Here is a 19,988-nt window from a genome sequence, read left to right as displayed (position 1 = left end):
GCCGGGCGGCGGCGAGTCGGCCGCGATCGTCGTGCATATCCCGACCGCGTATCTGCCGCTCGTGTGGCGCTAAGATCGTCTCCTTGTCGCTCTTCTTCAACCTGTTTGTTGATGAAAGATCGAGCGGGGCCTGATCTACGAGCGCCAGAAGGCCAACCATTGAGGCACCGAGGCACCGAGTTCGATGCAGGCCATTTTTCTCGTAGCGAAGCTAAGAATGGAGCTATGCCCACCTCCCACGCCACCCCAGCACAGTAGGTTGCTGCCGCGTTAAACGCCTCAGCCGTCGCAATCATCGCGGCAAGAGCATCATCGCGAAGCGCCAACTTGCAGCATACCGTTCGTGTGGGGGCGATTGTCAAAAGCTTCCTCGCAAGTACCAGCGACTACGACGACATGTCCGACAATGTGCTGCTGTTTATCCCCACGTCGCTTCGCGCTGGTAGCGACGCTCGTGGTGGGCGCGCTACTGGTGTTCAGCGGTCTCCTCCAGCGCACAGCGCAACTGACAAACTGGGAACATCGACCCCGCTTGACGCTAGCCCGGCGGGCGTCAAGCTGGACGCGAAGCAACGCTTGACACTCGCGCCTGACGCGAGCGCGGCACTGAATACAGCGCTCCAAGAAGCCGGGCAGTTTAGCCTGGTTGTGGCGTTCACGCCCAGGAACGAGTCCCAGTGGGGGTGGCTGCTCACGATCAACGGCGATGAGTCCGACCATCCGAACTTGGCGTTGACGCAGGATCGACAGCACCTGTTGATCCGGTTGCGCACGGTGGCGACCAATGAGCACGCGATGCCGGCCCTGGTGCTGCCCGAGTTGCTCGCCACCGATCAGCCGCGCACAATCGGGCTGAGTTATCAGCGCGGGATTTTGCACGCGGCCGTTGATGGACAGGTTCTGCCGAATCGGCTGGCGATCAACCCGGCGCTGGCGTTCTTTTCGGTGATGCTGCCGTTCAAGGCAAACAATGTGCTCGATCGCTACGAGTGGATGCCCCTCCTCTACACGCTTCTGTACAGCGGGCTGATCTTTGGGTCGGTGGGGCTCGCCCTCGCGCTGTGGACACAGCCGACCTGGACGCTGGTGATGCGTCTCGCCGCGGCGCTCGGCGGGGCGGTGCTGGCCGCGATCCTCTACGCCGCGCTGATCACGCTCGCTGGTGGCGTCTGGCCGTCGGTAGGCCTGATGGCCTTGCAGATCGGCGTGGCGCTCATCGCGTGGGCCATCTTCTGGTGGATAATTGCGCCAGTGGTGCGAGCGGGGTAGCGATGCCGGATCACCCGGAGACGGTGCTGATTGCGTTCTCCCTGGCACGCCGCGAAGGGCTCGCCTCAAAGGGTTTCACCTGTACTGGGAAGGGCGTCCTGATAAGGCAAAACGCCTTAGTTCGACTTTATCCGGGCTGGCTTCTATAACCAGCCAGCCCTTACGTTTTGAGGGCATCAGCCCGTAACGCATGGTGAAGAACCTCGCGCAAGAAGTGCCCGGTGTACGAGGCTTCGACCTCGGCGACCTGCTCGGGGGTGCCGGTGGCAACGACGTAGCCGCCGCCGTCGCCGCCTTCGGGTCCCATGTCAATGACCCAGTCGGCGGTTTTGATGACGTCGAGGTTGTGTTCGATCACAATGACGGTGTTGCCTGCATCAACGAGCCGGTGTAGCACGTCGAGCAGGTGCTGAACATCGGCGAAGTGCAACCCCGTCGTTGGCTCATCGAGAATATAGATGGTGCGCCCCGTCGCAACGCGGGCGAGTTCTTTCGCCAGTTTGACCCGCTGCGCCTCGCCGCCCGAAAGGGTGGTCGCCGGCTGCCCAAGACGGACATAGTCGAGCCCGACATCGTGCAGGGTTTGCAAGATGCGCCGCACCCGCGGTACGTTGTCGAAAAATTCGAGCGCCGTCTGCACGTCCATCTCAAGCACATCGGCAATGGATTTGCCTTTGTATTTGACTTGCATGGTCTCGCGGTTGTAGCGCTTGCCTTTGCATTCATTGCAACGTACCCATACGTCAGCAAGAAATTGCATGTCAATTTTGATCTCACCATTGCCTTCACAGGTCTCGCAGCGCCCACCTTTGACATTGAAGCTGAAGCGACCGGCGGCATAGCCGCGCAGACGCGCTTCGGCAGTATTGGCAAAGAGATCGCGCAGCAGATCGAAGAGTTTGACGTAGGTCGCCGGATTCGAGCGCGGGGTGCGCCCGATTGGCTGCTGGTCAATGTCGATCACTTTGTCGAGATGTTCAAGCCCATTGAGCGCCGCATATGGCCCTGGTTTTAGTTGCGCTTTGTTGAGCCGGTTGGCCAGCGCAGGATAGAGCGTCTCGGTGATTAGCGATGATTTGCCCGAGCCGCTGACCCCTGTGACGGCGATGAAGGTGCCGAGTGGGAAGCGAACGCTGACCTCACGGAGGTTGTTGAGCGTTGCGCCCTCAAGGCTCAACCAGGCTTCTTCCCCCTCAAGCGGGGCCGTTGCGGCGATCCGCTGCGATGCCTTGCCCCGTCGCTGCGGCAGCGAGGCGGCGGTCTTATCAAGGCGACGCGCAATCGTTGAAGTGAGCAACGGGCTACGCCGCGTTGCGGGGATCGCGATTTCAAGCTGACCACTCAAATAGTGGCCCGTCAGCGAGCTAGGGTGCGCAGCGATCACCGCAGGTGGGCCACTGACGACGACCTCGCCGCCCTTGACCCCGGCACCAGGGCCAAAGTCGACGATCCAATCGGCGGCCTGCATCGTCTCAAGGTCGTGCTCAACGACGATCAGCGTATTGCCAAGGTCGCGCAGCCGCAAGAGCGAGTCGAGCAGTTTCCGATTATCGCGCTGATGGAGGCCGATGCTCGGTTCATCGAGAATGTACATTACCCCGACCAGCCCTGAACCAATCTGCGAGGCCAGACGAATGCGTTGCGCCTCGCCTCCGGAAAGCGTCGGGGCCGGGCGCCCCAGGCTCAAATAGTGCAGGCCAACATTCAACAGAAAACCGAGACGTTCGCGGATCTCCTTCAGCACATCATCAACGATCTGCAACTGCGTCGGATTGAGCAACGTCGACTCTTCGTCTGGCGTAGGCAGTTCGGTGCGACCAGCGATGTGCAGCACCCAGGCATGCGCCTCGTGAATATTTTTGCCCCCAACCTCGGTGATCGTCGTATTAACTACGCGCACTGCCCGGCTCTCGGGGCGGAGACGGGCACCGTGGCACTCGGGGCAAGGCTGCTCGCTCATATACTGCAAATAGTATTCGCGAGCCATATCACTGCCGGTCTGCATAAAACGACGCCGGATCTCGGCGGCCACGCCCTCCCACGGGCGATAGAACTCGCCGCGACTGCCATTCTCGCTGGCCCACGAGAAACGCACCTTCTCTTTGCCACTGCCAAAAATGATCACCTCGCGCTGCCGCTCGGTCAGTTCATCCCAGGGCGTATCAAGGCTAAATTCATAGTGGGAAGCAAGCCCAACAATCGTCTTGTATGACCAGGCATCCGTCTTTTTGCGCAACTCGCCCCAGTAGGTCACGGCCCCCTGATTGAGCGAGAGCAACCCATTGGGCACCAGCAGCGTCGGGTCAACTTCAAGGCGCGTCCCGAGACCAGCGCACGACGGGCACGCCCCCTGCGGCGAGTTGAACGAGAACATCTGCGGCGTCAACTCGGGAAACGAGATGCCACAGTTGGGGCAAGTATTGCTCTCGCTCATCAGCCACTCTTCAGGAGGGGCCTGAACAACGTCGGTTGCACGGGAGGCAACCGAAGGAGCCTGCACGCTCACAATGACGCTGCCCTCGCCAACACGGAGCGCCTGCTCGATGCTGTCGGTGAGACGAGTGACAAAGGCCTCGTAGTCGCTGCCGGCAGCGGCCTGCGCCACGCCGATGGTCGCGCTAACGGGCGCAGCGGCGGGCGTCGCAGCCTCAGGGTCAGGCATCACGAGGCGATCAACGACCACTTCGATCGTATGCTTCACCTTCTTATTGAGCCGAATCTCCTCATCGAGCGTACGGATTTCGCCATCCACCCGCACCCGCACAAAGCCCTCGGCCTTCGCCTCAGCGAAGATATCCTTATATTCACCTTTGCGCTGAGCCACAAGGGGGGCCAGCAAGAGAAAGCGCGTCCCAGGCGGCAACTCGAGCACCCGATTAACCATCTGCTCGGCGCTCTGCGAGGCGACCTGTTGCCCGCACTGATGGCAATGCTGTGTACCAACGCGGGCAAAGAGCAAGCGCAGATAATCGTAGACCTCGGTGACGGTGCCGACGGTTGAACGCGGATTCTTGCTCGCACTCTTCTGCTCGATCGCAATCGCTGGCGAAAGACCCTCGATCAGATCAACCTTGGGTTTCTCCATCTGACCGAGAAACTGGCGCGCATAGGCCGAAAGACTTTCGACATACCGGCGCTGGCCTTCCGCATAGAGCGTATCAAAGGCAAGCGAGCTCTTGCCCGAGCCACTGACGCCAGTCAAAACAACAAGTTGATCGCGGGGTAACTCAAGGTCAACCGCCTTGAGATTATGTTCACGGGCACCCTTGATAAGAATCTTATCTCTGGCCATACGTGCGTATTCCCACTACTCACGCCAATGCACCAAGACACCAGACACACGAAGCCGCGACAGGTGATGCTGTCCGATCCTCGTGTGTCTGGGAACCTGTACGTTGTTCGTTCGACAAGGTTTTCGACAAGGCTTTTCAGACACCGTACCAGCGTGACCGCCGAACGGAAGGACACGGCGATGCCGTGTCCTTCCTGCGATTTTTCGGAACAGCCGTGCTACAGTATACCACACCTTGGCCGGGGCAACAATCGGTCAATCGCCCGACATTTCCGCCTCGACGCGCAACGGGGCAGGAGCCTTCTGCGGGGCAGGCACACCAACCAGTTGTGGACGAAGCACCAGGGTCAGCACGATGGCGGCGCTCCCAATCAAGAGCGAGCCAGTGAGATACGGGGCCAGCGGCCCAACCGTGTCGAAGAGAAAGCCAGCCATAAGCGGCCCGACAATCATCGTCAAGCTGTTCATTGCCTGCGTGCCACCGAGCACACTGCCCTGCTCCTGAGCCGAAACACTGCGCGAAATCAGGCTTGTCAGGCTCGGCGTCGCCATCCCACTGCCAATCGAGAGCAGCGCCAGGATCGGGTAGAGCATCCAGGCGACTGGCACAAACGCAATGCCCACAAACGCCACCGTCATCAGCGCTAAACCAGTCACGGCCAGACGCGCCTCACCAAACATCGGCACAAGCTTGCGGATAAGAAAGCCCTGCATAATCACCGCCATCAGACCGATGAAGGCGAAGAGAAAGGCGATCTGCATCGGGCCGAACCCAAAACGGCTCTCGGTAAAGACCGCGAAGTTGCTCTGCAGACCAGCGAAGGCCAGGTTGAGCAGCAGAATGCCCATCAACAAGGGGCGAATGCTCTCGCGCCGAACGACCGCCGAAAGACGACGAAGCGGATTGAGGCTGCCCATCTTCTGCGTGCGGCGCTCGACTGGCAGCGACTCGGGCAGGGTGAAGTAACCAAAGATCACACTGCCAAAGATCAGGGTCGCTGCAGCAAAGGCCGGCGCACTCAGGCTAATCGTGCTGAGCAGACCGCCAATGGCCGGGCCAAGCATAAAGCCAAGACCGAAGGCGGCACCGATAAGGCCCATTCCGCGAGCACGGGTCTCGGGCGTCGTAATATCGGCGATGTAGGCCTGAGCAGTACTGATGCTGCCGCCGGTAATGCCTGCCGCAATGCGCGACACAAAGAGCACTGCCAGCACCGCCGTCGCACCGAGTGGCTCGAAGCGGTCAGCCAGGCCAAAGAGCACATACGACAAACCAGCGCCCGTCAGGCTCAAGAGCAACACCGGGCGGCGACCAAAGCGATCCGAGAGACCGCCGAGGATCGGCGCAAAGAGAAACTGAAAGAGCGAATACGAAGCCGTCAACGCCCCAACGACCAGCGCATAGTTGGCCGCCATCCACGCCGGGCTATTCGCCTCGATCATTTTCACATAGAAAGGCAACAGTGGCAGCACAATGCCAACGCCCAACAAATCAATAAAAATGGTGAGAAAGATAAAAATTAAGGGTGAACGCGAATTTTTCACGATTGGTTTCCTCAAAAGCTTTGCGGCCTGAAATGTCCCACCCACAATATAGCACACCGCACGAGTTCTGTCAACCCTTTGCACAGGTTTTGTTAGGGCGATGGCATCTTGCACTGGTGCGTGCCGCCATGCTCGCGGATCACGCGCATCCGCCCAGACCGTCGGCGTCATGGTTTTGCAGTCCATGATCCGCTCTGAACCCGATGCCGTGGGGCGAAAGCCCTCGGCTATGGCAAGCGAAGCCCACCTTCGAGGGCTGTAGCGGATTCATTTCTGAAAGACGATAACGCCTGGGCTACGCTGGGCAAAGCCGGCTTTCGCCGGCTGGATGAGGCCACGCAGGTGGCCTTTGCTGCCCAGGAGCCGAGCCGTTCACGGCCACGGCAGCAAGAATGCAATCGCCCTACAAGTTTTGTCAAGGCGAGACCTCCCAGGTCTGCCAGACCTGGGAGGTAACGTTGCGTCTTTGCTTCAAAACAACCGCCTTCTTTGAAAGATACTGTTGGCAAACTAGCATCGGCGCGAGCGTTTATCCTATTGGGGTAGCTTACCTCTATACCTCTATGAAGCCAAATCTATGCAAACTTTGCACCATTCAGATCGTCGCTCATCACAGCGGAGTCTCCGGCTTATATTCGCTGCGGTAGGGCTTGTGAGCGTGATGGCCGTGGGGGTGCTGCTCTTCTGGCAATCTGGCGTCAACCCTACGCTCGGTCAGCCGCCTATTGAAGCAGATGTCGCAACCGTCAAGGTCGAGCTTTCCCCAACCGAACGCGCCTACCTCGATGCGCTTGGACCAATCACTGTTGCGCCTGATCCTGACTGGATTCCGTATGAGCAAATTGATGCGCAAGGCAAATTTGTCGGCATTGCAGCTGATATGTTTGACCTGCTGGCCGAGCGGCTCGACGTCGAGTTTGCCTATGTGATCGCCCGCGATTGGGATCAAGCGCTTGAACTCTCGCAGGCCGGCGAGGTTTATCTGCTCCCTTTTCTCAACCAGACGCCCGCCCGCGAAGCGTGGCTCATCTTTACCGAGCCACTGCTGGTTGACCCCAATGTCTTTATCACCCGTGAAGAGCATCCCTTTATTTTTGATGCAACGCAGCTCAGCGATACTACAATTGTGTTGCCCAGCGGCACGTCGGTGGAAGAACGGGTACGGCGCGACTTTCCAAATCTGGCAGTAGTAACCGTGCCGAGTGAGAACGAGGTCTTCCAGGCCGTCTCGAATCGTGAAGCCGATCTGACGCTCCGCTCGTTGACGATTGCGGCCTATACGATCCGCAAAGAGGGGCTCTTCAATCTGAAAATCGCGGGGTAGGCACCCGAAAGTTATGTCAACCGATTACGCATCGGGGTGCTCAAAGATGAGCGCATGCTGCGCGATATTCTGGACAAGGGCATTGCAACGATCACGCCCCGCGAACGCGAAGCGATCACCAATCGGCATGTCAACATCACGGTTGTGCAACCCTTCGATTATGGCCTCTTGTTGCGCATAGCGGGGCTTCTGGCAGTACTGGCGGGAGTATGGTTCTACTGGAGCATGCGGATCAGAACGATCAACGCCTCGCTGCGCGAAAGCGAGCGCAGCAAATCGCTCTTGATTGCCAACTTGCCGGGGGTGGCCTATCGCTGCCGCTTTGATCGTGACTGGACGATGGAATTTGTCTCGGAAGGATGTTTCAAGCTGACGGGCTACCCGAGCGAAGCGCTACTCTACAATCAGAAAGTTGCATACAACGATCTAATCCACCCCGAAGACCGTGAGCGGGTCTGGGAGGGGTGGCAAGCCGCAAGTGCGCAGCGCACGCCAGTACAACTCGAATATCGGCTGATCGCGGCGACCCAGCGTGAAAAGTGGATCTTTGAGCAGGGGGCCTTTGTCTGTGACGAGGCGGGCCAGATCCAGGCGCTCGAAGGGCTTTTGATCGACATCACCGACCGCAAACAGGCCGAAGAAGAGGTCTATCGGATCTCGATCCACGATGATCTGACCGGAATTTATAATCGTCGCTACATCTTTGAACGGCTCGAGAAGCTGATGAAAGAGTATGAGCGGAATTGCCGTGACTTTGCCATTGCCTTGATTGATCTCGATTTTTTCAAAAAGATCAACGACACCTATGGACACCAGGGCGGCGATTATGTGCTTCAACAATTTGCGCAACTCCTGAGCAGCAGTTGTCGGCCTTACGATCTCGTTGGTCGCTATGGTGGCGAAGAGTTTATCGTCATTGCGCTGAATCTCGATCACGAAGCAATGGCGCAACTGATGAAGCGCGTGCGTGAACGGCTCGACGAACAGACTTGTATTTTTGAAGGGCAGCGCATCACCGTCACGTTCAGTGCCGGCATCGCGGCAAGCAGCGAAGCCGGCGTCGGCTTCAGCAGCGAAGCGCTGGTCAGCCAGGCCGACAAGCGCCTCTACGATGCAAAAGAGCTTGGGCGCAACCGCATCATCTGAGTTCGTGAGCCTGGTGCGCAAGAGGTCACGTTGCGTTGGCGAACGAACGCAACTGTTCAAGCGCATCCACTCCACCCTGGCGATAGGCAAGCCAGGGGAGCGAGGGTGGGGTGCGTTGCTGTTGTTCCCCAAGGGCTGCCTGCCAAATAGCACGTTGTTCGGCGACAACCTGAGCATCCTCGGCCTCGGTACGCAGGCTCCGGCGCAACGTCACCAGCGCCACAAGCCAGCCTTCATCGTACTTGACGCCGCCGGTCACCCGGCCATCGCGTTGCAGTTGGCAGAGATTTGCCCCGCCGGTCGCAAGCACGAGGCGTTGTTCAGCAACCTGGATCGCAGTCTCAAGGTGGGTACGTAGCATATGCAACTCCAATGGTAGCGCTTCATCCCTATAGCCACCGCCATCCGTGTCCACGCGACGCACGCTGCTCTGCGCACCGCAGTCAATGGCAATCTCCGTGCTGCTGATATCGCCGGTGGTAAGCCGATCGCCCTGGGTGATGTCAGTTTTTTGGGACGCCATCATCAAGACCTGTGAGGTCGCTTCTCGTCTTTACTTTGCAGGGTAGTGGATCTCAACCCATTATAGCAAACGGTCTCGGTTTACGCACTCCCCAAATCACAACAGCATCTGACTGGTCTCGACAATCAGCCATCTCTCCACGCTCGCATCCCACCGCAGCGTAGAGCGCACCCGCACCGTTGCCTGCGCCGGCGCGACGGCCCCGGCCTCCTGGTTGCTCCAGGTTTCTTGGTTGACGACGGTGATGGTGATCGCGCCGATCCCCCAGCGTACAAGAATCGAGCGACGGGGTTTCTTTGGTCACGGCCATTCGAGCAAACCACTGGAAGCTTACGGCGACTCCCGCATCTGGGCCGATGATCTGCACGCGGTGATCACCAGCCTTGGGCGTTCATGCTGGGTTTCTTCACCCAGGATATTGTGCTTTCGGCGATGGCCGAACACCATCAACGCCTGATGCCCCACGCACAGAGCTCGCTCTTCGCTCTACGCAGGCGTTGGGCATACACCGTTTTGGGAAGCAGCTGAACGCTTCAACCGTGAACTTGCTACTTTTGCACGATCAATCGCCTGACCGCTGGGAACCCGCCGCAAGCCGCCGCCCTTATGGTCTTCCAGAAATGAATCCGGTCTAGCCCGCGCAGGCGGGCTTCGCTTCACCTAGCCGAGGGCTTTCGCCCCACGGCATCGGGCGCATAGCGGATCATTTCCTGTAAAACCATGAGGACGTGCGGTGAGGCGGGTTTCTCGCTGGCTTTAGCCAAAGCAGCGAACATCCTTGCGGTTGTTGCCATTCTATAAGGCCGTGTTGAAGGATGCGATTGCCGTCGACGGTCGGCGGCTGATTGAGCAGAAGTGCGCCGAGCAGGGATCGCTCCCGTGGGGTACCCCACGGGAGCGATCCCAGCGAAGGGGCGCTGTGCAGCCAGTACCGCGAGTCGCCGTGCTTGGTGCTGACGTAGCAGCACCAAGACCACACCAATCACCGCTGTGAGGGCTACGAGGATGAGGAGACGTTCAAGCATACCCTAGCCCTCGCACTGCCAGGGTGCAAGCAGGTCGCCGAGGAGTCCAGACAGGGCGATAGTTTTCACGTCAGCCTGATAGAGCCGGGTCAGGCGTGTGACAGCGGGGCTTCCGCTTGCGTTGATGTATGCCGCCAGACCTGCGGATCGCCTCCCTCCGCCCCCATCGTCGGCGTCAATGCCTCGGCTCCGCAGGGCCAAGCCGGCCTTCGCTGGCTGGATCAGGCCACGGAGGTGGCCTTCGCTCCCCAGGAGCCGCGCCGTTGACGGCTACGGCAAGAAGATGCCATCGCCCTGAGGCATGAGCCAGGGGTGTCTTGACGCACCGCAGTACCAAGCGTATAATCCGATGAAAGAAAGGATCGCGCCTATGCGCTCGCTCTACCTAGCTGTCACCGAGATCGTGCGCAACAAGCTACGATTCTTGGTAGTCTTCCTGATCGTCGCCCTTATCACCATCCTGGTTCTTTTCACCGCAGCTCTGGGCGATGGCCTCGCCCAGAGCACCAGCGAGTACCTCGACGGTCTCGACGCGAGCCTGATCGCCTTCCAGTCCGATGTCAACTACCAGATCCCCGCAAGCCGCCTCGGCCGCGCGCGGCTGAACACCATCCGGCGCGTGCCCGGTGTGCTCGCCGTGGGGCCTATCGGGGTCAGTAGCGCTACGATTATCGCCGTGGATGGGGTCGCCCGCACGGGGCTTGACATCGCCTTGATCGGCGTCGAGCCCGGTGCGCCTGGGGCACCGTCGACGCTCAGCGGCACCCCGCTCACGAACAGCCGTGCTGCCGAGGCAGTGGTCGATCAGCACATTGCCGAACGGCTCGGCCTGTCCCGCGACACCACGATCACGTTAAAGGTCGTGCAAGGCATGGAGGAGCAGCACTACAACCTTCGGGTGGTGGGCGCTACCAGTGGGAGCAAGATCAACTTCAGCCCCGCGATCTTCGTCCCGTTGCAGCGCTGGGACAAGATTAGGCCACAAGAGCAGGTGGGGGGGAGCGACAATGAGATCACCTTCAATATCGCCGCCGTTCAGCTTGATGGTACCGTGCCGCTGGCGACGGTGTCCAGCGAGGTGATGCGGCACGTTGCGCATGTTGAACTGATCGACCCGGTGACCGCCTACGAGTCGACGCAGGGCTACCAGGATATGCAGGCGACCCTTAGCCTCCAGCAGGGCTTTGTGCTCGTGATCGTCGTGCTGATCATTGGCAGCTTCTTTCAGATCCAGACCCTCCAGAAAGTGGCCCAGATCGGTATGCTCAAGGCCATCGGTGCCTCAAGCTGGACGGTGGTTGGTGCCCTGCTCTTCCAAATTATGCTCACCCTGCTGGTCGGGCTCAGCGTCGGCCTCGTCGCGGTCTGGCTGCTGGCCCAGGCCCTCCCGACGGGCATTCCACTGGTGTTCAGCGGCGCAAAGATAGGGGTCGCCATTGGGTCGATTCTGGCAGCCGGCCCCATCGCTGCCCTGATGGCGGTGCGCACGATTCTGAAGATCGAACCGCTGCGGGCCCTGGGCCTGAGCGCATAGGAGGCACCATGAGCGCACTTGAGGCCAGGGCGGTGAGTAAACTTTACCGAACCCACGACATCGAGGTGTTGGCCGTTGACAGCCTCACGCTCACCGTGGAACCCGGCGAGTTTGTCGCCCTGATCGGGCCAAGCGGCTCAGGGAAAACGACCATGCTGGCCCTCTTGGCGGGTCTGCTGCTGCCCGACGCCGGCGAGGTGGTGATCGGGGGGCGCAGCCTTAGCTCACTTGGCAAGGCCGGGCTCGCGGCCTTCCGCCTCGAGCAGATCGGCTTCACCTTTCAGGCCCACAACCTGGTGCCCTACCTGACCGTACGGGAAAACGTCGAACTGATGCTGCGGCTCAACGGCCGGCTCGACCGCCAGGGCAGGGCGCGAGCCATCGAACTGCTCACCCAGCTTGGGCTAGAGCACCGGCTCAACAACCTGCCCTCGGAGCTGTCAGGAGGGCAGCAGCAGCGAGTTGCAATCGCACGAGCGCTTGTCCACGAGCCGCGCATCGTATTGGCCGACGAGCCGACGGCGAGCCTCGATTCGGAACGGGCGCACCAAGTTGCCGGGATCCTTGCTCAGCTGATCCACGCGCAGGGACGGGCGGGGATCATGGTTACCCACGACCCACGCATGTGCATCTACGCCGATCGCATCGTCCGGCTGGAGGATGGGCGGGTGACCCGCGTGCTGACCACCCGCGAAGAGATCGCTGTTTTTGCTCAGATCGGCTAGTGGTCGGCTAGGACGCAGCGACAACAAGCCCGCCCCCGCCCAGACCCTGCGCTCCCCGCGCAGCTCGGCCTGACCGAGAGCTTGGAGAATCAGTGGGTCACTGCGTATGCGGCCCAGCGCTTCTGGCATGAACTGCTCAGCCCCTTTGTTGACCTGTGACAACCGGGCGGGTTACGCTTGCGCTACGGATCATCAACCTCAATGCTCTCGACTTGGAATTGGTCGCCGCCGGTCACCCGCAACTGGCGCGAACCGCAGGCGGCGCAGGCCAGCGGCAACGGCGGCGTCACCAGCGTGGTCGTGCCGCACGCGAGGCAGATGCCATCAGCCGGGATGCGCCGAAAGACCAGTTGGGCACCCTCAGCCGCACTCTCGCGGCTGAGAATGTCGAAGTAGAACTGCACCGAATCATCAACGACGCTACTGAGTGCGCCGATCACTAGGCTAATTGAGCGGATGCGCCGCCCGTCGGCAGCGCCCACCGCCACCTTGAGCAGACCTTCGGTAATGGCAAGTTCGTGCATAGGATGTTATGCCAAGCGTGGCGTTAAGGTCACGCCCCATGCGGCTAACTCAGCGACGATGCGTTCGATCAGCGGATCGAGGCTGGCGGCGACCGGCTCGGTCAAATCAAGCCCCGGTTCCATCACTGTGGGCACCAAGCCCCAGAGTACCATACGCTGGGGCAGTTCGCCTTGGAGGCTGCCCACCGCCAACAATTCGGAGAGGCCGAACTGGTGCATGGACATTTTGTGGGCCAGCGCCGCCGGGATCGCCGCGCCTTCGAGTCGAATCAAACTACCCGGCGGCTCATCGGCGCGAATCGCATCAATGATCAATAGGTCGCGCACACCCTCTAAATAGGGGAGCAAATGCAAGCCGAGGGTGCCGCCATCAAGGGCTTCGACCTCGGTGGAAAGCGTATAGCGTTCGAGCAAGCGTTCGACGGTGCGCACGCCCAGGCCTTCATCGCGGAGAATGATGTTGCCGAGGCCAAGAATGAGGATTGGTGCCATAATTCTGGCTTTCAGCTTTCAGCTTTCAGCTTTCAGCTTTCCCTAGCGTACCTTTATGCTGGTGGTTTCGCCGGTCTTTGGATCAACGATGTGTACAGCGCAGGCCATGCACGGATCGTACGAATGGACGACGCGCAGGATCTCGACTGGGCGAGCGGGGTCGGCGACGGGCGTACCGACCAGGGCCTGCTCCCAGGGGCCGCGCAGGCCCTGTCCGTCGCGGGGCGAGCCGTTCCATGTGCTGGGCACGACGGCTTGGTAGTTGGCGATCTTGCCGCCCTCGATCTTGATCCAGTGGCCCAGAGCACCACGCGGCGCCTCGGTGAAGCCGAAGCCTTCGGCGCTGGCCGGCCAGGTTTGCGGATCCCAGCGGCTCGAGTCGAGCATTGACAGATTGCCCGAGCGCATGTTCTCCTCGAGTTCACCCAGCCAGACGGGGAGTTGGGCGGCCAGGAGCTTGGTCTCGACGGCGCGGGCGACGATCCGACCCAGGGCTGAAAAGAGTTGTCCAGGGTTTAGGCCGAGATGACCGAGGGCCCCGTCCATGGCGCTGCGCACGGTGGGATTGCTACGCCCGTAGGCTACCAGCATACGCGCCAGAGGCCCGACCTCCATGGGTATGCCGCCGTAGCGGGGGGCCTTGCCGTAGCTATACTTAGCACTCACGTCCAGGGTGTCGAAGGGTGGGGTTGGCCCGGTGTAGCGCGGCGCGGTGACGCCACCCGAGGGGTGCAGCGGGGCGCTATCATCGTACCACGAGCGCGCAACCTCCTCGGTGATGCGAGCTTGGTCGAGGTTGGCCACGTCACCGATATTGCGGTCGGTGATCACGCCCGAGGGCAGCCAGAGCGTTCCGTCGCGGCCAGGGTAGTCGCCCACGGCCAACAGGTGGCCGGCACCCGCGCCGATGCCGGCCCAATCCTTATAGGCCGCGCCGACCATCAGCACATCGGGCAAGAAGACCTGCTCGACGAAGGTCTGTACGCGCGTCATCAGGTCACGCAGCGCCGCCACCATCGTGTTGTTGATCGCGGTGCTACCGTTGGGGTCGAGGGGGATCGCCATCCCGCCCACCATGTAGGTCTGCGGGTGGGGATTCTTTCCGCCGAGCAGGGCGTGGATCTTCACGGCGTCCTGCTGCCATGTGAGGGCCTCGAGGTAATGGGCCGTCATCAGCAGGTTGGCCTCGGGGCTGAGTTTGTAGGCCGGGTGGCCCCAGTAGCCGTTGGCAAAGAGGCCGAGTTGCCCGCTGCCGACCAGTCCGCCCAGGCGAGTCTTGACGGTGTCAAAGTACGCACTGGTATTGTTGGGCCAAGGCGAGATCGAGCGCTGGAGCGCGGCGGTCGCGGCGGGGTCGGCGGACAGAGCGGCGGGGACGTCGATCCAGTCGGGACCGTGCAGGTGGTAAAAGTGGATCAAGTGGTCGTGAACCATCTGTGAGCCGGCTAATAGGTTCCGCACGATGCGGGCGCTGTCGGGAATACTGATGCCAAGGGCGTTCTCAACGGCACGCAGCGAAGCTAGAGCGTGGACAGTGGTGCAGACGCCGCAGACGCGTTGCAAGAAGACCCAGGCGTCGCGGGGGTCGCGGCCCTTGAGGATCAGCTCGAGGCCGCGAAACGACATCGTGCAACTCCAGGCATCGGTGACGACGCCATTCTCAATTTGGGCCTCGATGCGCAGATGGCCCTCGATGCGGGTGAGCGGGTCGATCACCAGGCGCTTGGTGGCGGGGGGCGGGGTTGGCTCTGCTGGGCCGTTCGTGACGATGGGCAAAAAAGTCTTGTAGGGCTGGCCAACTTGGGCGGTCGTGTCCGGCCCGACGGGGGGCGTCGGCGTTTCAGGGGTATGGCGTGGCTTCATGGGGGCTCCTAGCTTAGAAAGGTTCGTAGTGGCTTTCGAGGTTGGGTGCAGGCGTGATGTATGGTTGGGCGTGTCCTAAAGCCTTGGCTTCGCTCAGTCATCCACCTCGCCGCCGGCGAAGAAGGGCGTCATCGTGTCCCAGAAGTGCGCGTTGGTGCAGCCGATGCAGAGAGCACCTGCGCCGATCGGCCAACTGGTGTCACCGTTCCAGTTCTTGCGGTAGCAATTGGCGTAGGTAATGGGCCCCTTGCAGCCCAGTTCTTCCAGGCAGCCGCCGTTGCGGTGGTTGATGTCGCCGTAGAAGCGAACCTCATCGTTCTCGCGGCGCGGGCAGTGCTGATGGATGCGTCTGCCGTAGAGCGACTGGGGTCGGCGCTGACTGTCGAGGGGCGGCGGACTGCCGTTGGTCAGGTAGTAGACCAGCACAGCCATCAGGTTGACGCCGTTGACTGGGCAGCCGGGCAAGTTGATCAGATTGCGCACACCGGGCACGGCCTGAGCCACGCCCACGGCACCGGTGGGGTTGGGCAGGGCACCGGGCAGACCACCGTCAACCGAGCAGGCTCCGGCGGCGATCGTAACGGCCGCACCGGCGATCACCTCTTGGGCGATGCTGAGGGCGCTACGCCCGCCGATCAGGCAGTAGGCGCCACCGGCACCCATAGGGATGGCCCCCTCCACGACGCAGATGTACTGACCGGGGTACTGGGCAAGCGTATCCTCGAGCGAGCGCGTAGCGTCCGCGCCGGCGGGCACCATCAGCGTCTCATGATAGTTGAGCGAGATTACGTCGAAGAGCACATCAACGATTGCAGGGTCGTTACTGCGCAGGAACGACTCGGTGTCGCCCGTGCAGTCCTGAAACTCGATCCAGACCAACGGCGGACGCTGCCGGGCGGCGAGGCGCGTCTCGAATGCGGCACTAACTGCGCTAGCGTAGGTCGCACGGGGCAGCGCCAGGGCACCGGCCATCGCGCCGCAGAAGGCCAAAAAGCGGCGGCGGCTGATGCCGTGGCGCTCCAGGCGCTCGTCAAGGTTCGGGGTCTCCGAAGGCATCCTAGTCCTCCTTTTGGTTATTTGATCGGTCTGTGACCAAAAGGATCAGTTTTGGCCCGCCGGTGGGGCAATTTCACGAACCGGTTCTCAGAATAAGCGAACGGTAAGCATGTTGTTCCTGATTTGCTGCAATGGCTAAATGTACCAGCATAGGGGTCGGTAGTCAAGTGATATCAGAACAACCAGCAGGGCGATTGCATCTTGCGTTCGTGGGGCCGTTCTGCGCACGGATCGCGCGCATCCGTCCAGACCGTCGGCGTCAACGCCTCGGCGACGCTGGGCAAAGCCGGCCTGCACCGGCTGGATGAGGCCACGCAGGTGGCCTTTGCGGTCGAGGCGCCGATCCGTTCACGGCCACGGCAGGAAGATGCGATCGCCCTAGCAGATGAACGTGAACGTATCGCCCTGTGCAGCCCAACGTGATAGCTGCCGCTGAGCCGGTTGCCGCTCTGGGCCAAATCCCGTCGGCTGGCGGTCTTGCAGCAGTGTGAAGACATCGTCGACGCCAACCAGACCGGTGGCGAGGTGGCCGCCTGCCCTGACAAACAGCAGTGCCGTCCCGATCTTGCTGGGATCGCTGATGGCGACCTTCGCTTGTGCCGCGATCCACTCTTTGATCGCAACCAGATCGTGCAGCGTGATCTGGCCGGGGAGACAATTGAATGTAATAGAATAAATGAACTATCGCCAGTAGTTGGCGAGAGCACATGCACTATTTTTTTCACGAAAACGACTATTCCTCGTAGATATGTTCCCTGGCAAGAAGAAGTCGCTGCCTAGCCTGTCACGACGCGGTTATGCTCGGATGACAAACAGACGGGTCAGCGCACCAAAGCTCAGAGACATTCTTCTTGAGCTTCCTCATCCTGTCGTGCCCGTCGTGCGTTCCAGGCCAGGACGTTTCCGGTGCCATCAGTCGCACTGGTACGTCAAACACCCTGGCTGTGCGTCTGCGCCGATTCATGCACGAAGAGGCGTATCTCTGCAGGATGCTCTCAAAATACCATACCCTGACGCATCGCGTCTCTCCCTGGCGCTGTAACCCACACGCTGCCGCGATCGCAACTATCTGCGGATAGTTTGTGTGCTCGCTGCTCCGTTGTGGCGCACCGTGCCGTTTTGTCGTGCCGACCGTTTTGGAAAGGAGGACGCGATGCCACCGTAATGAGGGTGTACTTCAGGCTTTCAGATATCAAAAGACCCTTCGACACTCGCCAGCAAGCATTGTCGAAGAGCCTTTGATGTGAGGCCGACGTGCGCTTTCCAGAGCGCAAAAAATATATTCCACCCCCATTATACCACCTGCCTCCGGCACGGTGCAAGGGGATCATTGCTTGCCAACGACCTGGTTCACGCAACGTTATGCCGTGCGATCACCGATGGCACGGTTGCACATAGAGGTATTCCATGACAGTCTCTGCTGATCCGCGCCCACAGAACGGCGCGAACGATGGATCACCGGGGTTCCCCCGGCTCGGCGGTGACGAGCTCTTCGTCCCGGCTTCGCATGTCTTGATCATTGATCGCCAGGTGAGCCACCCGGCGTTTCGGCTTTGGTGTGTGCTGCACCGGCTCTGGTTTCTGCACGAGCCGCCGGTGATGGAGCGGTTGCAGACGTTGATGGGGACGCTGGGGCCGAGCAGCGCAACGCAGGAGGCGACCTGGCAGCCGGCGACCCGCCGGAGTATCGAGCGCTGGTTGACGGAGTTGGAGCAGGCGGGGTGGTTGATCTGGGCGCGCCGGGGTGAGACGACGCGCCGCTATCATTTGCGCACCCATGCCCGCAGCGCGACTGACACGGCGGTTCTGAGCGAGTTGCGTACACTGCTCAACTCCGGCAAAGCGACCCTGGCCGAGGTGCAGGCGCTGCTCAACCTGATGCCACCGCTCCCCGGCGATGCGACCTCAGAGTCGCATGGCGTACGCTCAGGAGCGCATCACGATGCGGAACCGACCAGCCTCGCGGCGGCTGATGCGACCCCAGAGTCGCATGGCGCACGCTCAGGAGCGCATCACGATGCGGAACAGACGAGCCTCGCGGCGGCTGATGCGACCCCAGAGTCGCATGGGACACGTTCGCGATCAACTCAGCAGGCGGTATCAGCCTCCAGTGCCCCACCTGATGCGACCCCAGAGTCGCATGGGACACGTTCGCGATCAACTCAGCAGGCGGTGTTGGCCGCCAGCGCCCCACCTGATGCAACGCCAGAATCGCATGGGACACGTTCGCGATCAACTCAGCAGGCGGTGTTGGCCTCACGTCCCCCATCTGATGCAGTGCTGGTGTCGCAGCGAGGCGATCACCCTCCAACCGCAGGGTCGGAAGGCGTGATGATCGGAGCGCTCCCGCTGGTCGGCCAGGGGGACGATACGACACCAGAGTCGCATGAGGCGATCCGAGGGTCGTATGATGCGACCAGAGAGTCGCATGATGCGACCGGAGAGTCGCATCATGCGATCCTGGGGTCGTATGATGCGACGCCAGAGTCGCATGAGGCAACGGTAGGATTGCCGTCGCTGCCCGGTCAGGGGGCCGATGCGACACCAGAGTCGCATGAGGCGATCCTGGGGTCGTATGATGCGACAGGAGAGTCGCAGTCGGTGGCTGTCCAGGGGGCCGATGCGACGCCAGCGTCGCATGATGCGATCTTGGGGTCCTATGATGCGACGCTGGCGTCGCATGATGCGATCTTGGGGTCCTATGATGCGACACCAGCGTCGCATGAGGCAACGATAGGATCGCAGTCGCTGCCCGGCCAGGGTGCCGATGCGACGCTGGCGTCGCATGATGCGATCCTGGGGTCGTATGATGCGACGCCAGAGTCGCATGATGCGATCCTGGGGTCGTATGATGCGACCGGAGAGTCGCATCATGCGACTCTCCGGTCGCATGGTGGGCGCACGGAGGGCGTCCTGATGCGGCAAAAGAAGGCCCCTTATAATGAGATCAGAGAGAATCAGATCCATGAAGATCCCACACCACCACCCGCAGCGACCGGCCCCCAGGCGGGTGATGAGGGGGGTGGGCTGACCGCCACGGAGCGGTATCTGATCCGCCAGGGCTTCAGTGTCAAAGCCGCCCGCGAGTTTCGTGCGCTCGACGATGCGACGGTGCAGGCCGACTTCGCGCGGCGGCGCGCGTTGGGCCAGGGCATTGGCGCGATCGTGACGACCTGGCGCGTTGATCCCCCCCAGGCTGAGGCACCCCAGACGGGGCTGCTCACGGCGCAGGCGGCAGCGGACGCGAAGGCTCAGGCGCTGACGCTGGCTCCGCCGGATGCGAGCGACCTGGAGATTCAGTACCTCGCGTTGGATCTGGAGGAGGGGCTTGCCCCGGCGGTGGCCCTGGCGCACGTGCAGGCTCGCCGCGCCGGGGCCGGAGGTGCGCGATGAGCACGTCAACCGACACCACGTCCTGGCAGCGCCTCCAGCTGCGATCCCGCAGCGACCCGACCACCCTGCCGCTGGAGCCGCTGGAGCCGCCACCGCCGCCGCCCGGCGTGTGCCCAACGTGCCGTGGGGCCGGCTTCCTGGTCGCCGATGTGCCCTACGGCCATCCGCGCTTCGCCGAGTTGATCGCCTGCGCGTGCAAACAGACCGAGCAGCAGCAGCGTCGTCAGGGCCGCCTGGAACAGCTCAGCAACCTCGCCGAGGTGCGCAGCCTGACCTT

Annotated in this window: 15 protein-coding genes; 7 read left to right on the top strand and 8 right to left on the bottom strand. The window is 61.4% G+C overall.

Annotated elements, in window-relative coordinates; all coding sequences use genetic code 11:
• The first annotated feature begins 327 nt into the window (after window positions 1–327).
• Entirely contained in the window at window positions 328–1,269 is a 942-nt protein-coding gene (locus tag EKD05_RS23115; protein WP_129677620.1) for a hypothetical protein, read from the top strand.
• Between the two features lie 160 nt (window positions 1,270–1,429).
• On the opposite strand, the gene uvrA is transcribed toward EKD05_RS23115, so the two are convergent.
• On the bottom strand, window positions 1,430–4,561 hold the full coding sequence (gene uvrA / locus EKD05_RS23110) for an excinuclease ABC subunit UvrA (RefSeq protein ID WP_129677618.1): 3,132 nt from the start codon (window positions 4,559–4,561) through the stop codon (window positions 1,430–1,432).
• Window positions 4,562–4,816: 255 nt separating this feature from the next.
• Window positions 4,817–6,106, bottom strand: coding sequence for an MFS transporter (locus EKD05_RS23105; protein WP_240695904.1), 1,290 nt, complete (start codon window positions 6,104–6,106; stop codon window positions 4,817–4,819).
• Window positions 6,107–6,683: 577 nt separating this feature from the next.
• Between EKD05_RS23105 and EKD05_RS23100 the strand changes: the two genes are divergently transcribed.
• Entirely contained in the window at window positions 6,684–7,430 is a 747-nt protein-coding gene (locus tag EKD05_RS23100; protein WP_129677616.1) for a transporter substrate-binding domain-containing protein, read from the top strand.
• A 54-nt stretch (window positions 7,431–7,484) separates the two neighbouring features.
• Window positions 7,485–8,576, top strand: coding sequence for a GGDEF domain-containing protein (locus tag EKD05_RS23095; protein WP_129677614.1), 1,092 nt, complete (start codon window positions 7,485–7,487; stop codon window positions 8,574–8,576).
• A gap of 25 nt (window positions 8,577–8,601) precedes the next feature.
• Here the strand turns inward: EKD05_RS23095 and EKD05_RS23090 are convergent, their stop codons facing one another.
• Window positions 8,602–9,102, bottom strand: coding sequence for a hypothetical protein (locus EKD05_RS23090; protein WP_129677612.1), 501 nt, complete (start codon window positions 9,100–9,102; stop codon window positions 8,602–8,604).
• Window positions 9,103–10,494: 1,392 nt separating this feature from the next.
• Between EKD05_RS23090 and EKD05_RS23080 the strand changes: the two genes are divergently transcribed.
• Both EKD05_RS23080 and EKD05_RS23075 read left to right on the top strand, forming a co-directional pair.
• Entirely contained in the window at window positions 10,495–11,658 is a 1,164-nt protein-coding gene (locus EKD05_RS23080; protein WP_165360918.1) for an ABC transporter permease, read from the top strand.
• A gap of 8 nt (window positions 11,659–11,666) precedes the next feature.
• A complete protein-coding gene (locus tag EKD05_RS23075) occupies window positions 11,667–12,383 on the top strand; it encodes an ABC transporter ATP-binding protein (RefSeq protein ID WP_129677608.1) in 717 nt (238 codons plus the stop codon).
• 182 nt (window positions 12,384–12,565) lie between these two features.
• On the opposite strand, the gene EKD05_RS23070 is transcribed toward EKD05_RS23075, so the two are convergent.
• The 4 genes from EKD05_RS23070 to EKD05_RS23055 all read right to left on the bottom strand — a co-directional run bounded on the left by EKD05_RS23070 (window position 12,566) and on the right by EKD05_RS23055 (window position 16,318).
• A complete protein-coding gene (locus tag EKD05_RS23070; protein WP_129677606.1) occupies window positions 12,566–12,907 on the bottom strand; it encodes a hydrogenase maturation nickel metallochaperone HypA in 342 nt (113 codons plus the stop codon).
• A gap of 6 nt (window positions 12,908–12,913) precedes the next feature.
• The gene (locus EKD05_RS23065) at window positions 12,914–13,399 is read right to left on the bottom strand and encodes a HyaD/HybD family hydrogenase maturation endopeptidase (RefSeq protein ID WP_129677604.1); all 486 of its coding nucleotides are present in this window, start codon (window positions 13,397–13,399) and stop codon (window positions 12,914–12,916) included.
• A 42-nt stretch (window positions 13,400–13,441) separates the two neighbouring features.
• Window positions 13,442–15,262: a nickel-dependent hydrogenase large subunit gene (locus EKD05_RS23060; RefSeq protein ID WP_129677602.1), complete on the bottom strand. Its 1,821-nt coding sequence runs from the start codon at window positions 15,260–15,262 to the stop codon at window positions 13,442–13,444.
• Window positions 15,263–15,355: 93 nt separating this feature from the next.
• On the bottom strand, window positions 15,356–16,318 hold the full coding sequence (locus EKD05_RS23055) for a hydrogenase small subunit (protein WP_129677601.1): 963 nt from the start codon (window positions 16,316–16,318) through the stop codon (window positions 15,356–15,358).
• A gap of 441 nt (window positions 16,319–16,759) precedes the next feature.
• Between EKD05_RS23055 and EKD05_RS23050 the strand changes: the two genes are divergently transcribed.
• Both EKD05_RS23050 and EKD05_RS26075 read left to right on the top strand, forming a co-directional pair.
• Window positions 16,760–17,098, top strand: coding sequence for a hypothetical protein (locus EKD05_RS23050; RefSeq protein WP_129677600.1), 339 nt, complete (start codon window positions 16,760–16,762; stop codon window positions 17,096–17,098).
• Between the two features lie 627 nt (window positions 17,099–17,725).
• A complete protein-coding gene (locus EKD05_RS26075) occupies window positions 17,726–19,711 on the top strand; it encodes a hypothetical protein (RefSeq protein ID WP_165360917.1) in 1,986 nt (661 codons plus the stop codon).
• Between the two features lie 5 nt (window positions 19,712–19,716).
• Here EKD05_RS26075 and EKD05_RS26070 read toward each other — a convergent pair.
• A partial coding sequence (locus EKD05_RS26070; protein ID WP_165360916.1) for a hypothetical protein occupies window positions 19,717–19,988 on the bottom strand: 272 nt, incomplete at its 5' end.

Source organism: Candidatus Chloroploca sp. Khr17 (assembly GCF_004138165.1).
Taxonomy (GTDB): Bacteria; Chloroflexota; Chloroflexia; order Chloroflexales; family Chloroflexaceae; genus Chloroploca.
This window is presented reverse-complemented; position numbering and strand designations above follow the sequence as displayed.

What these genes read in the sequence shown, in the direction of transcription:
- EKD05_RS23070 (WP_129677606.1), bottom strand. Translation starts at nt 12,907, where the DNA reads ATGCACGAACTTGCCATTACCGAAGGTCTGCTCAAGGTGGCGGTGGGC.
- EKD05_RS23090 (WP_129677612.1), bottom strand. Translation starts at nt 9,102, where the DNA reads ATGATGGCGTCCCAAAAAACTGACATCACCCAGGGCGATCGGCTTACC.
- EKD05_RS23095 (WP_129677614.1), top strand. Translation starts at nt 7,485, where the DNA reads ATGCTGCGCGATATTCTGGACAAGGGCATTGCAACGATCACGCCCCGC.
- EKD05_RS23100 (WP_129677616.1), top strand. Translation starts at nt 6,684, where the DNA reads ATGCAAACTTTGCACCATTCAGATCGTCGCTCATCACAGCGGAGTCTC.
- EKD05_RS23080 (WP_165360918.1), top strand. Translation starts at nt 10,495, where the DNA reads ATGCGCTCGCTCTACCTAGCTGTCACCGAGATCGTGCGCAACAAGCTA.
- EKD05_RS23060 (WP_129677602.1), bottom strand. Translation starts at nt 15,262, where the DNA reads ATGAAGCCACGCCATACCCCTGAAACGCCGACGCCCCCCGTCGGGCCG.
- EKD05_RS23075 (WP_129677608.1), top strand. Translation starts at nt 11,667, where the DNA reads ATGAGCGCACTTGAGGCCAGGGCGGTGAGTAAACTTTACCGAACCCAC.
- EKD05_RS26075 (WP_165360917.1), top strand. Translation starts at nt 17,726, where the DNA reads ATGACAGTCTCTGCTGATCCGCGCCCACAGAACGGCGCGAACGATGGA.
- uvrA (WP_129677618.1), bottom strand. Translation starts at nt 4,561, where the DNA reads ATGGCCAGAGATAAGATTCTTATCAAGGGTGCCCGTGAACATAATCTC.
- EKD05_RS23055 (WP_129677601.1), bottom strand. Translation starts at nt 16,318, where the DNA reads ATGCCTTCGGAGACCCCGAACCTTGACGAGCGCCTGGAGCGCCACGGC.
- EKD05_RS23065 (WP_129677604.1), bottom strand. Translation starts at nt 13,399, where the DNA reads ATGGCACCAATCCTCATTCTTGGCCTCGGCAACATCATTCTCCGCGAT.